The following is a 12,904-nucleotide window of genomic DNA, read 5'->3' as shown; positions in this document are numbered from 1 at the left end:
AGTGCTGTCCTCAGTGGTTGTGGATGTCGAAGCCGGCCTTGGCCAGCTCGGATGCCAGGAAGAAGGCCCCGGCGGTAACGACCCGAGTTCCGGGCTCTATGCCGGATACCAGGTTCATGCCGCGCTCGCTGGCCAGCAGTTGCACCTCTTTGGCCTCGAAACCGTCATCATCTTCGATGAACACCTGCCAGTCGCCGTCGCTACTGCGACTGAGCGCCGCATCCGGCAGCATCACACCTTCACCGCGGGGATCGGGCAAAAACAGTTCCGCAAACTGACCTGCGTGCCAACGCACCTGGGTGTTATCCAGTCGCGCCAGCACCCGCTCGGTGCGGGTCACGCTGGACAACTCATGGGAGCGGCCTATCACACTGGCACTGACACTGCGATCACCAATCCGCACCAGGGTTTCGCTGCCTTCACTCAGGCTTTCGGCCTGCGATGGGGTCAGCTCGGCGGCCACCCACAGTGAGCGCTCATCGGTCAGTTGCAGCAGTTGGCTGCCGGCACCGAGCAACTGCCCGAGGCGCGCCTCATCCTGCTGCACCCGACCATCTATGGGCGCCAGCAGTTGATACTGGCCTATTCCCTGCGGCCGGCTTTCCAGCGCCTTGATCTGTTGATCTGTCATCTGAAGCGACTTGAGAATGGCGCGTTTTAAACTGGCATCGACCTGAGTCTGCAGCCTGCGACTGGCACTGACGGCACTCTCGCTCATGCGGCTGACCCGGCTCCACTCGGCGGCGGCATTGATATAGTCAGCCTGGGCCTGGGCCACGGCGGCGCCACCCAAGGTCAGCAGAGGATCGCCCGCTTTTACCTCCTGTCCCGGCACCACATGCCGCTCCAGCACTCGCACTTCCAGCTGCGGCGCCAGCACCACAGTGCGCTCGCGATCCACCAGCAAGGTGGCATTGGCGAAAGCATTGAGGCTAAAGCCACCGGCGCTGACCACCTGGGTCTGGACGCCAGCCAGTTGGCGCTGCTCACTTGAGAGCTGCAGCGCCTGATGTTCATCTTCATGTCCTTCTTCGGCGGCGATAGTCAAGGGGCTGGACAGCCCCAACATCAGCGCCAGTAAAGCGGCCTGCAGCCGTGGGTATTGTAGAGTCTTGTTCATTGTCCGGTACCTTAGTGTGTATGGGGCTATCATTGGGCGTTCTCCTGGGATACGGCTATTTCCGGCAGCGCGCCGGGCAGTTGCCCCGAAGCTCCCATCCACTCGAGCCAGCTTTGGTAGAGGGCGGCTTCCAGTTCGAGACCGGCCTGAAAGCTGCTGGCCAATTGTCGCCGGCTGGTCAAATAATCGCTGGTACTGAGATCGCCGCTGCGCCAGCGTTGCCCTAAGAGCTCGGCCGCCTTGCGACCGGCCACCAAGGCCTGCTGTTGCCAGTCGAGCCAGCTCTGCTTCAATCTGGGTAAGCTGTAGTTGAACTGTTGTTGTTGCTGTTTGAGCGCCATCTCAATGCTTTGGTATTGCGCCTTGGCGGCGGTGACCGCCTCCATTGCCGCCTTAATCGACTCGCTGTAGTCGTTGCGCAGATGCAGCGGCACAGAGACGCCAATCCCCAGCTTGTTGTCGGAGCCTTCCCTCTCGGCGTTAAGGCTGAAATTGGGGTCGGCCGCCGCCTGGGCCTTGGCTTGATTGACTTGCAGCCGCGCCAACTCCAGTTGTAATCCGGCGCTGGTCAGCGCCGGCACGGGCGCCGCAGTCGCGGGCAATTCGAGACGGCCGGTGAAACTGCCAAAGGGAAGCTCTGCCCGGCCAAAACGCGCCAGAATGCGGGTATCTGCATCCAGCTGCGCCTTCTGGGCCAAGGCCAGATCACTGATGGCGCTGGCTTGTTCCAGCTCCATCAGATTCAATTCCGCTTGGGACAAATCACCGACCTCGGCCCTTTGCCTGGCTATCTGCAACTGTTGCTCACCATAGTTTTGCTGCGCCCGCACGAACATCAGTTTCTTCTGTGCCAGGCTCTGATCGACCAGGGCCTGCAACACCTCGGCATACAAGCGGGAGCGCTCGAGAGTGATATCACTCTCCAAGCGCATCAACTCAGTAAGCGCCAATGCGCTGGCAGCGGCGCGCTTGTCGCCCCAGTCAATGGTTTGGCTAATGGACAGGCTGTAGGTGTCATCCTCTGGGGCATTGAGATAACTCAAGCCCAACTCGGGGTTGTAGATGGCGCGATCGGCGCCCTTGGCCAGATATTGAGCCTCACGGATCCTGGCTTCCTGAGCCTGAAACTCGGGTAAGGTGAGGATCTGTTGTTTGAGCTCGCCAAACCAGGCCAGTGAGGGTTCGGTCCCCGACTTGACCTGGGCTACAAGAGAGGTGTTATCCGGTTTTTCTCCGGCAAAGGCGGGCTGATAGGTTAGCGCTCCCACGCCCAATAGACTCATAGAGACTATAAATTTCAACATAAACTTTCCTTGGAAAGACATATTTGGCAGCAAGCCAATGGTGAACATTGGCCAAAGCATAAACCTTGGAGTTAAATCTAAAGTCAAGGGTTGGCTTTAATAATTTCTGAGTTAATGCTGACCACAGTGCTACACAACGCCTGCCAGGACGCATGACCAGAGTTGGTTGCAAGAGAGAACCGTTTCAGGCTCTGACGGCAGCCAGCACAAGACAAACGCAATGGGACACGGGCAAGCTATACCCGGGCTTCACACGCACTGATGATCAGAAAGATCAGGCTATTGGGGGGCGGTAATCCGGAGTGGAGAAATAGGGTTGAAAAGCGGGCTCCAGGCTCTGGGGCCTGGGGTGCATCAAGGGAGCCGGGCTCAGTGCCAGGGTAACCGGCAGTGACAGATGACCACCATGACACTGACAGTCGAGGCAGAGATCGAACTGTTGGGATTCTGTATGGGTCAGTTGATGACTGTGGCTGACAAAGGGAATATCGGCTTCCAAGGCTTCATCTGTGCCACAGGTACAATCCACACACTCGTTGATAACTGTGACTTCGGTGACGAACTTAAGATGAGGATGGTTGCTTTCTTCCTCGGCCGGATTGCCCAGATGCAACTGATGCGCGCCGAGATTAGCGGCGCAAAATTGCAGCACCACCAAGGCGATAAGCATATGAGTCAGTTTGCGGACAAATACAGTCAAGAATAATTCCGGTTAAGGGTAGAAAATGGCCTGTGCCCAAATAGACCTACAGGCCAAGATAAAGTTCAGTTATTTAAACACACAATGTTTGGCGTAATCGGCCGCTTCATTGGCGCTCCAATCACCTTTGGGCTTTTCATCCATCTGCTTACACCAGGCTTCACTGCCCACTTCAGGGGCACAAGCACTCAATCCTGCGGCAAAAGCCAGCGCCAGAGATGCAGCAAAAATTTTGGATAATGACATCGAAATTTCCTTATCTGAGTAACTTAATCGCCACAGAATAGCAGAATAACCGGCTTTACCCTATAGGAGGGTTCGGCAACTAGCAGGCCGAACGCTTGGCTATCCAACGAATAGCTTCATCCTTATGCTCCAGCGGATACCAGGCCAGTTCAGCGCTGACAAAGGGCCCCAGCAGGCGCACCGCATTGCCTACCCAGTCTGGGCCGCCGACAAATACCAAGGCATCGAAGGGGGGCAGTTGCACCTCACCGGCTCCCGAGAGTGATGCCATTTCCCAGCCTTCCAACAACACATCTGCCTCTATGTAGAGGCAGACCTGGCCCCACTCCTGGCGGTAGCTCTTGATGGCGGGACGCAGATAGGTGCGGTAATCCTCGGCTGTGATACGGCCGCTGGCAAACAAGCTGATCACGCCTTTGGCAATATCCGGAATTTGACACAACATAAGCAAAACTCCATTGAACCTTCAACACCAGCCAACGGCACGGCATCTGATGACTATGGGTTATCCCCTTATAGTAAGTTTAGCCTTACAAGACTTTCCGCCTCGTCGAGTAAGTAAACTCTCCCATGGGATGGTAATATAGCGACTGCCTCAGAAAACAGCTATTTTGCCATGATAAAGATCTCAAACCGTGTCCAAGTTTCAGAAAATGAAATCGAATGGCAATTTATCCGCTCCAGTGGTGCCGGGGGCCAGCACCTGAATAAGGTCTCCACTGCGGCCCAACTCATCTTCGACATCAAGGCCTCATCACTGCCGGATTTCTACAAGGAAAAGCTGCTGGCCAAGGCGGATCACCGCATCACTCAAAGTGGCAAGATCATTATCAAATGCCAGCAAAGCCGCAGCCAGGACGCCAACCGCCAGACTGCCCTGCTGCAGTTTATCGAGCTGGTCGCCTCAGTCGGCGAAGTGGCCAAGAGACGAATTCCCACCAAGGCCACCCGCGCCAGCCAAAGGCGCCGGGTTGACAGCAAGAAGCAACGCGGTGAAGTAAAATCGCTGCGGCAGAACAAGATCCGCTTCTGATAAGACCAGTCTCGCTGCGGGAATGGACAATAATTGCTGACAACAGGAAGGAATGTGCAGCGATTGTGCGGCTATTGGTCGACAAATTCGACAGCTTTTGCTGAAATCAGGGAGGCACAGATCCAGGTGCGAACTCTCCCTCAAGGCAAGGAAAACAATATGAGCAGTCAGGCAAAAATACTCTTGGTGAATGGCCCCAATCTCAACCTGCTTGGTCGCAGAGAGCCGGAACATTACGGTCATCGGACGCTGGAGCAGTTGGTGCAGGGACTGCAGGACAAGGCTCTTGCCGCCGGAGTGGAACTGGAACATATCCAGTCCAATGCCGAATACCAGCTCATAGAAGCTATCCACAACACAGATGCCGGATTTGTGATCATCAACCCGGCCGCCTTTACCCACACCAGCGTAGCACTCAGAGATGCCCTGCTGGGGGTCGCCATTCCTTTCATCGAAGTGCACCTTTCCAATGTGCATGCCAGAGAGCCGTTCCGCCATCACTCCTTTTTTTCCGACAAGGCCAAGGGAGTGATAGTAGGACTGGGGCCAAAGGGTTATGAGTTTGCCCTGGAAGCTGCCATAGAGGCACTCAAACAAGGCTGAGCAGAGGAAGGTCCGGTCACCCTTAAGTGCTGAGAATGACGATGGACATCCGCAAAATCAAAAAACTGATCGAATTGGTGCAGGAATCCGGCATCAATGAGCTGGAAATTACTGAAGGCCAGGAAGCCGTGCGTATCCGCCGTTTTGGTCCGCAACAACCCCAGGCCAGTTTCAGTATTGGTAATGACAGCGTGCAAGTACTGGCGCCTGTGGCCGGTACCTTTTTGCGCAGCGCCGGCGACCATGGTGTCCCCTTGGTGGAGCTGGGCACAGAAGTTGAGCCGGGCACAGTACTGGGCTATGTGCAGGCGATGAAAGCCCTCAATCCGGTCAAGGCAGAACAGAGCGGCACGGTTAAAGCCATACTGGCAGAAAACGGTGAAGCGGTAGGACTACAGCAAACCTTGTTTGTATTGGACTAATTTCCCCCAATTTAGCTTCACCCCATATTGCGGCTGAGTTGGCGCCGCTGCGTATACAAGGACTCCAACTGGCGACTGATACTCAGTAATTGCTGCCGCAGCAATTGCTGAGACTCGCTCAAAGCCTCGACGGACATCTCGGCCGCCAGTTTGGGGGCCAAATGCAGTATCTGCTGCTCGGCCTGAGTGATTGATTGTTGCTGTACTTCCTTGATAAACAAGAGCCTGAAGCAATCAAAAAATACTGCCAATAACGTCCCCTCATCTATCCTTGCCTGTCTGAAGACAGGGTCATCGGGACGGTAGCTGATGGCGGCAACCAGATTGCACAGGGTTGTCAGCGAAGTCGCACCACCGGATAAACCGCAAGCAGACTGATAGCTTGCCAGAGTGGCAGCCAAGCGCTCGGCAAATTCGGCCTTCTGCCACTGGGCTGCTATTGCATGGATCACGCTCATATCCATCTCCTATAGGGATAAGTCACATAAAAACAGATAATTAAAGCGGTCACTCAAAGTGAGCATTTTCCCAATCGAAACTTTATATATCTCTTAACCGTAAATCAGTCGCATTTACGTCAGTGAAATAAAGTATCTCCGCTGCCGGTATCAGCAAGCTGTTGAAGCTCTGATTTAATCAATAAAATTCACTCATCATTTCACTGCACACAGAAATAGTTTAGAAATCCGCATCCAGAAACGGCATAGTCTTTGGTTAGTGTACAGTATACCTAAAAAGCATCAGGCAAATCTTATTGAGAACCAATTAATAAAACAGAGTAAATTTATAAATTTAGGTAACCTGCATTGGATTATTATCTATTTTTCAATATCTTTTCCATTTAAGGTAAGTATCAACCGAGGCTGTTCACCCACAAACTAATTAAGCCCTCCCAACTAAAGTCACCCATAAACAAATAGCGAACAAAACAATATAAATCAGAGTGATAAATAAACCTCCGTGACATTTCACAGGCACAAAACCAGGCCTGCCAAACTCTGCCCCAAGAACTCCAGCCTAGAAAGGCGTTCAGCTCAATAACAAGTTTGTTGGAATCCAGCTCAGTTTGATAATTGTTTGAGTGACAAATGTGACGATCATCACCAGAAAGAGTGCAGTGTTTTATATGCATATAAAGGTATGGGTATTCCTTTTGGATTAATGTATCCATGACGAATTAGAAAAGTATTTCAAGCAAGATTTAGGCTGGCCTTATTTCTATGCTGATGCATATAAATAAACGGGAGTACATATGATATCCACATTAAAAATATCAGCATTCATAGTGCCGATAATATTATTGTTCCCGGCTGTGAATGCTGCCCCCTGGGCTGATTTAAGCCAAACAGAACTGGAGCAACAACTGGAGCAAAAGTTCAGTGAAGGAAAGTATTCCCCCAAGGGTGCCGACTCCTGCTTGATGTGTCATAAGCGGGATCAGAAAGTCATGGCCCTGTTTCAGGGGGTTCATGGCGCTCTGGACAACAGCCGCTCCCCCATGGCCGGATTACAGTGTGAAACCTGTCATGGTCCCATGGGCAAACATAACCGTGGCGGTAAAGAGCCGATGATAAGCTTCGGCGCGGGTTCAAAACTGTCGAGTGATAGCCAAAACAGTGTTTGCCTTGGCTGCCACAATGACCCCAAACAGATGGCTTGGCACAACAGCTTGCATAACCTGGAGCAGGTGGCCTGCGCCGATTGTCATCAGGTGCATGCGGCCGAGGATCCCATGCTCAACCCTCTGCGGATCAACGAGGCCTGTACCAGTTGTCACACCCGTGCCAAGGCCGATATGAACAAGCGCTCAGCCCACCCTCTCAAGTGGGATCGTATGACCTGTATCGATTGCCACAACCCTCATGGTTCCCTGACTGAAAGCGCGCTGAAACAAACCAGCCTCAATACCACTTGTTATGAATGCCATGCCGACAAGCGTGGGCCAGTACTGTGGGAGCATGCCCCAGTGGTGGAAAACTGTGCCAACTGCCACAAGGCCCACGGCAGTGTTAACGAGTCCCTGCTCAAAGCCCGGGTACCACAGTTATGTCAGCAATGTCACGCCGACGATGGTCATGCAGCAAGGGCGGTGGCCCAGGGTGGCAACAGCGCCTTTGGGGCCGGCAAGAGCTGTTTGAACTGCCACAGCCAAATCCATGGTTCCAATCACCCGGCCGGCAGTTTGCTGTCCCGTTAAGCAGGAGTGTTGAAGATGAGATTTCCTTTGAATCTGTTGACCATGGCTCTGCTGGGGCTCTCAGGCTCAGCGATGGCTGCCGACTTCAGTGTCAACCGCGCCAATACCGACAAGGTCAATACCTCAGGTTTCCAATGTCGCCAGTGTCAGTTGGCTCCCGGCTTAAGCGGTGAAGTGACTGCCAATGCCGGGTACAACGACAGTGATGATATCCATAGTGGAAATGCCTTGGGAGATGGCCGAGACGGCATGATAGCCAGTGTCGATGCCGAACTCGGTTACCGCAGCCAAGGAGGCTATCGCAGCCAGCTTAGGGCCCATGATTTGGGGTTGGATAACGGCTTCGTCAGTCTCAGAACCGGTCACCCAGGTCAGTATCAACTGGCGTTGGATTACCGCAATCTGACGCGCTTTGAAAACAGTGATGCAGCGACTCGGCTGTGGTACGACAAGGGGCTGCTGCAACCCAGCCCCAATCTACGTTATCTGGATCTTGAGCTGGAGCGGCAACAGGCCGGCATAGGGCTGAGCTATGACTTCGGCGCCTTGGCATCACTCGGCAACTTGAGCAGCTATGTGCGTTATGATAGAGAGGAAAAGCAAGGCCACCGCAGTGCCAGCCTGATAACACCAAGGCCGGTCAACTTTGCCTTGCCTGTAGATGAGAGCAATGACAAGTTGCGGGCAGGTTTACAGCTCAGTGGCCACAACTGGTTTACTGAACTGGCCTATCAAGGAAGCCAATACAACAATGATATCAACAACCTGAGTCTGCCTTATGCCGCAGACCTCTACAGCGCTACGCCGGACAACCAGGCGCACCAACTGACCTTGAACGGTCAGTACCGCCTGGCCAGCACGATTTTCAGTGGTCGGATAGTCGCCGGGAGAATGCTGCAGGATGAAGGACTGATCCAGATGACGGGAAATCCTCTGCAGAGCTGGGATGGTCAGGTCAATACCACAGACGCCAACCTGGCCGTCAGTACCGCGGTGAATAGCCGTCTACGCCTGGGCGGACAACTGGATTACCGCAAACGTGACAACGACTCCAGTGTGGCTGAATTTGTCCAGCTTGAACTCAATCCCGTCAGTGGCACCATACGACAAAACCCATTGCTGGATATTGAGCGCCAGAGTGCCCGGCTCAATGCCAGTTATCGCCTGGCACCCGGCTATCGCCTGCAAGGTGGATATGAATTCAAGCAGGTAGAGCGCAGCTATGGCGAGCGAGAAGAAACCCGTGACCATAACCTGTGGGCCAAGCTGGGAATGCAGTTGGTTTCACCGCTGCGGCTGGATCTCAAGGCCAGTTATGGCGACCGCGGCGGCAGTCGTTATCAAGCCGGCGAGCTGACATCCAGTGAAACCAATAGCCTGTTGCGTAAGTACCACCTGGCGGATCGGCGGCGGACGGCCATGGAAATGGGGCTGCAGTATACGCCGCTAAACTGGATGACCCTGGATTTCAACAGCCACTATGCCCTGGATGACTACCGGGACACTGTAATTGGATTGACCGAATCCCGTGACTATGGATACGACCTGAATCTGTCTTTGCAATTGAGTGGACGCTTGAGCGCCTACGGTACGGCCGGTCAACAGTGGATCAGTTCCCAACAAAACGGGGATCAGTTAACGCCATGGCACAGTGACATCAAGGATAACTTTATCTCCCTCGGGGCCGGCATGGCCTACAGCGGTTTGCTGGATGAACGCTTGACCTTGGGGGCTGATTATCAATTTGCCAACTCTGAGGGTAACACCCTGACAGAAGGCGGGGCCTATGACGACTACTACAGCTTTAACCACAGCGTAGAGCTGTACGGCCGCTACCACCTGAACAACGCCATGGCACTGAAACTTACCTATAGATATGAACGCTATTTCGACACAGATGGTAACGATGTCGGGATAGACGCAGTGACAGGTTTAACGACTTTGGGGGTGCTCAACCATAACTACAACGCCCATCAGCTGATGTTGTCCTTCAGCTACCTGCTGCCTGGAGCAAGGCTTACATTGTGAGGATAAAAAAATGGAACGTAGAAACTTTTTGAAGATGAGTGCTGCTCTTGGCGCTGCAGCCACGGTATCCGGCTGTGATTCCAGCTCTAAGGACGCTAACGTGGTGCCTCCCAAGCCTCCGGTAACTGACGAACAACTGAATTGGTCGGCATGCCTGGTGAACTGTGGCTCCAACTGTCCGGTCAAGGTCTTCAGCCGTGATGGGGTCATCACCCGCGTTGAATCAGATCATGAAACCACTGATGAATACGGCGTCAACCATCAGATCCGTTGCTGTCCACGTGGCCGTTCACTGCGTCAACGCACCTATGCAACAGATAGATTGCGCCAACCCATGAAACGGGTCGGTGAGCGCGGCGAAGGTAAGTTTGTTCCTATCACCTGGGAAGAAGCCTATGCCGAGATAGGCTCAAAATTGCAACAGATAGCCCAAGACCAAAGCAAGGGGCCCGAGTCTATCTACATGCACTATGGCACCGGCGCTTACTATGGTTTTGCTGCCAACACCAAAACCTGGGGACGGCTGCTGAATCTGAATGGTGGCTTCCTGGACCACCATTGGGACTATTCCTGGGCCGGCGTTTATGCCGCCTGTATTGCAACCTATGGCGATCAGTGGGATAGCATTGGCGGCACTTCGCTGGATCAAATTGCCAACTCGGATCTGTTTGTGGGTTTTGGCTTCAACCCCAATGAAATCCGTATGAGCGGCAGCGGCGAAGGCTATGATTTTATCAAGTCTCTGGCGGCCAATACCAAGGGCATCAAAGTTTGGATGGTCGAGCCTCGCTACACAGACTCAATGCGCGGTAACGAGGATCACTGGCTTCCCATCAGACCCGGCACAGATGCCGCACTGATTGAAGCCATTATTCATGAAATGATCACCTCAGGGTTTGTCACTCGCGAGGTAAAAGGCTTCCTGGATAAATATGTGGTGGGATTCGACCAACAGTCCCTGGAAAATGCCAAGGCCGCAGTCGCCCTCAACAGCGACGCCTTCATTGCCTCCCATGCCCAGTACATAGATCCGGCAGAGAACTACCACGATTACATCATGGGCGTAGGTAAATTTGCCGCCGATGGTGCCCACAACACCCAGTGGGCCGCCGAAATATGTGGTGTGCCGGAACATAAAATCAAAGCCTTGGCCACAGATATCATGAACGCCAGCGCCCCCTATATCAGCGCCGGTGCAGGTATCAGCCGCCATGCCAACGGTGATCAGGCTACCCGCGCCGTGTACACCCTGGCAATCATGACCGGCAAACTGGGCCGCGAAGGGGTTAACAACGGAGCCATGCCCACCAGCTACAGTTTTGCCGTGCCGGCAATGCCTACCGGCACTAACCCGGTTGAAGTCACTATTCCGGTATTTACCTGGTCCGATGCCATAGTTCGCGGCCAGGAGTTTACCGGCAGCAAAGATGGTGTGCGTATCGCCGGCAGCAGCAACGAGCTGGTGGATCACAATGCCACCACGCTGAAAACCGGCATCAAGGCCATTATCAACTGCGCCGGTAATGCCCTGGTTAACCAACACTCTGACAGCAACGGTACTGCGGCTATTTTGAAGGATGAAAATCTGTGTGAGTTAATCGTGGTCTGCGATTGCTGGATGACACCATCAGCCAAGTTTGCCGACTATCTGTTGCCGGACAGCACCTGGCTTGAATCCAACGACTTTGCCAACGACAGCTATGCTTCGGGGCAGATGGCCTACGCCACCTTTATGAGCAGCGCTTTGAAACCTTTGGGCCAGGCTCAATCCATGTATGAAATCTGCAGCGGTATCGCCCGCGCCATGGGTAAAGAAGCCGCCTATACCGAGGGTCGCACAGGCGAACAATGGTGTGAGCACCTTTATACCCAGACCAAAGCAATGCATCCGGACATCAATTGGCCCGATACTTATGCAGAAGCGCAAAAGGCCGGGGTATTCCGTAAATACATGCCATCTTCGACCATTGCCATGCAGGCCTTTGTGGCCGACCCGGTTGCCAATGCCAGACCAACCATCTCAGGCAAGATCGAGCTGTACTCCATCTCTCTGGCCCGCAAGGCAGCCACCTGGACACTGCGCCCGGGAGATCAAATCACGGCATTACCCAAATATGTTGTGACCTGGGACGGATATCAGGATCAGGAAACGATTGATAAAGGCTTTAATCTGCAATTGTGTGGCTACCATACCAAGGGTCGCACCCACTCCAGTTACCACAATGTGCCCTGGCTGCGCGAAGCGGTGGAAGACGCACTGTGGATGAACCCAACTGACGCTGCTGAACATGGTATTGCCGACGGTGACATAGTCTGGGCCTATAACGAACGAGGCACCATTGAAGTACCGGTGAAAGTGACCCCCAGGGTCATACCCGGTGTTTGTTCCCTGGGACAGGGTGCTTGGTACAAGCCGGATCCGGCAATGAGTACCGGGCCTTCCGGACATACTGTCGATCTAGGCGGTTGCATCAACACTTTGACCAAGTATCACCCGTCACCCATTACCAAGGGTAACCCTCAACACACCAACCGTGTTGCTGTTATCAAGAAAAGATAATAGAGGATCAAAAAATGACTCAGCAAACTCAATATGGATTCTACTTTGACAGCAGCAAGTGCACAGGTTGCAAGACTTGTCATATTGCTTGTAAAGACCGCATGGTTGGCCTGTTACGCTCAAAAGACAACGTCAGGGAACTGGGGGTGGCCGCCTTGCCCGGAGTGATTTGGCGACGGGTGTATGAATACGGCGGTGGCAGTTGGAATCAAAACGGTGACGGAAGCTATGAACAGGACGTATTTGCCCACTACGCCTCCATAGGCTGCAACCATTGCAGCGAGCCTGTCTGTGTTAAGGCCTGCCCCACAGGTGCCATGCATAAACAGCAAGACAAGGGTTTGGTATTGGTCGAGGAATCTTTGTGTATAGGCTGTCAATCCTGCGCCCGAGCTTGCCCTTATGATGCCCCGCAATTGGATACTCAGCGCAAGATCATGACCAAATGCGATGGTTGCCAGGATAGGTTGCAGGAGGGGAAGAAGCCTATTTGTGTTGATGCCTGCCCACTCAGGGCCTTGGATTTCGACACCATGGATAATCTACGGGCCAAATACGGCGATGGCGATGGCCATTTTGCCCCGCTGCCATCACAATCCATCACCTCACCCAACCTGATAGTCAAAGCGCCACGAAATGCCCGCAGCAATGGGCAGATCCTGAATATCAGGGAAGTGTAACCCTCAAGAGA

The 12,904-nt window shown here is 53.6% G+C and carries 13 protein-coding genes; 7 read left to right on the top strand and 6 right to left on the bottom strand.

Annotated features, from left to right (window positions below; genetic code table 11):
* Positions 1–10 precede the first annotated feature (10 nt).
* The 5 genes from ON072_RS07100 to ON072_RS07080 form a co-directional block, all read right to left on the bottom strand.
* Positions 11–1,069 carry an efflux RND transporter periplasmic adaptor subunit gene (locus ON072_RS07100; RefSeq protein WP_232786107.1) on the bottom strand — a complete coding sequence of 353 codons (1,059 nt, stop codon included), beginning with the start codon at positions 1,067–1,069 and terminating at the stop codon, positions 11–13.
* 80 nt (positions 1,070–1,149) lie between these two features.
* Positions 1,150–2,424, bottom strand: coding sequence for a TolC family protein (locus ON072_RS07095; RefSeq protein ID WP_261752661.1), 1,275 nt, complete (start codon positions 2,422–2,424; stop codon positions 1,150–1,152).
* A gap of 274 nt (positions 2,425–2,698) precedes the next feature.
* Positions 2,699–3,094 carry a hypothetical protein gene (locus tag ON072_RS07090; protein WP_391564228.1) on the bottom strand — a complete coding sequence of 132 codons (396 nt, stop codon included), beginning with the start codon at positions 3,092–3,094 and terminating at the stop codon, positions 2,699–2,701.
* 99 nt (positions 3,095–3,193) lie between these two features.
* Positions 3,194–3,370, bottom strand: coding sequence for a DUF3012 domain-containing protein (locus ON072_RS07085; RefSeq protein WP_039034819.1), 177 nt, complete (start codon positions 3,368–3,370; stop codon positions 3,194–3,196).
* A gap of 79 nt (positions 3,371–3,449) precedes the next feature.
* Complete coding sequence (locus ON072_RS07080; protein WP_025009267.1) at positions 3,450–3,815, bottom strand: STAS/SEC14 domain-containing protein; 366 nt, start codon at positions 3,813–3,815, stop codon at positions 3,450–3,452.
* Between the two features lie 171 nt (positions 3,816–3,986).
* On the opposite strand from ON072_RS07080, the gene arfB reads away from it, so the two are divergent.
* From arfB to ON072_RS07065, 3 genes are all read left to right on the top strand, one after another.
* Complete coding sequence (gene arfB, locus ON072_RS07075) at positions 3,987–4,403, top strand: alternative ribosome rescue aminoacyl-tRNA hydrolase ArfB (RefSeq protein WP_144226044.1); 417 nt, start codon at positions 3,987–3,989, stop codon at positions 4,401–4,403.
* Positions 4,404–4,562: 159 nt separating this feature from the next.
* Positions 4,563–5,006, top strand: a complete 444-nt coding sequence (gene aroQ, locus ON072_RS07070) for a type II 3-dehydroquinate dehydratase (RefSeq protein ID WP_025009265.1) — start codon at positions 4,563–4,565, stop codon at positions 5,004–5,006.
* Positions 5,007–5,047: 41 nt separating this feature from the next.
* Entirely contained in the window at positions 5,048–5,428 is a 381-nt protein-coding gene (locus tag ON072_RS07065) for an acetyl-CoA carboxylase biotin carboxyl carrier protein (RefSeq protein WP_025886813.1), read from the top strand.
* A gap of 17 nt (positions 5,429–5,445) precedes the next feature.
* Here the strand turns inward: ON072_RS07065 and ON072_RS07060 are convergent, their stop codons facing one another.
* Entirely contained in the window at positions 5,446–5,886 is a 441-nt protein-coding gene (locus ON072_RS07060; protein WP_025009264.1) for a hypothetical protein, read from the bottom strand.
* 794 nt (positions 5,887–6,680) lie between these two features.
* Here ON072_RS07060 and ON072_RS07055 point away from each other — a divergent pair.
* The 4 genes from ON072_RS07055 to ON072_RS07040 are packed head-to-tail and all read left to right on the top strand — an operon-like array spanning position 6,681 to position 12,893.
* Positions 6,681–7,625, top strand: coding sequence for a DmsE family decaheme c-type cytochrome (locus ON072_RS07055; protein WP_208139788.1), 945 nt, complete (start codon positions 6,681–6,683; stop codon positions 7,623–7,625).
* A gap of 15 nt (positions 7,626–7,640) precedes the next feature.
* A complete protein-coding gene (locus ON072_RS07050) occupies positions 7,641–9,653 on the top strand; it encodes an MtrB/PioB family decaheme-associated outer membrane protein (RefSeq protein WP_261752662.1) in 2,013 nt (670 codons plus the stop codon).
* A 10-nt stretch (positions 9,654–9,663) separates the two neighbouring features.
* Complete coding sequence (locus tag ON072_RS07045) at positions 9,664–12,213, top strand: DMSO/selenate family reductase complex A subunit (RefSeq protein WP_025886810.1); 2,550 nt, start codon at positions 9,664–9,666, stop codon at positions 12,211–12,213.
* A gap of 14 nt (positions 12,214–12,227) precedes the next feature.
* Positions 12,228–12,893, top strand: a complete 666-nt coding sequence (locus ON072_RS07040; protein WP_025009262.1) for a DMSO/selenate family reductase complex B subunit — start codon at positions 12,228–12,230, stop codon at positions 12,891–12,893.
* Positions 12,894–12,904: the final 11 nt, after the last annotated feature.

The sequence above is a fragment of the Shewanella sp. K8 genome (genome assembly GCF_028823715.1).
In the GTDB taxonomy this organism is placed as follows: Bacteria; Pseudomonadota; Gammaproteobacteria; order Enterobacterales; family Shewanellaceae; genus Shewanella; species Shewanella algae.
The sequence above is the reverse complement of the archived record's forward strand: the minus strand, read 5'-3'. Positions and strand labels throughout refer to the sequence as shown.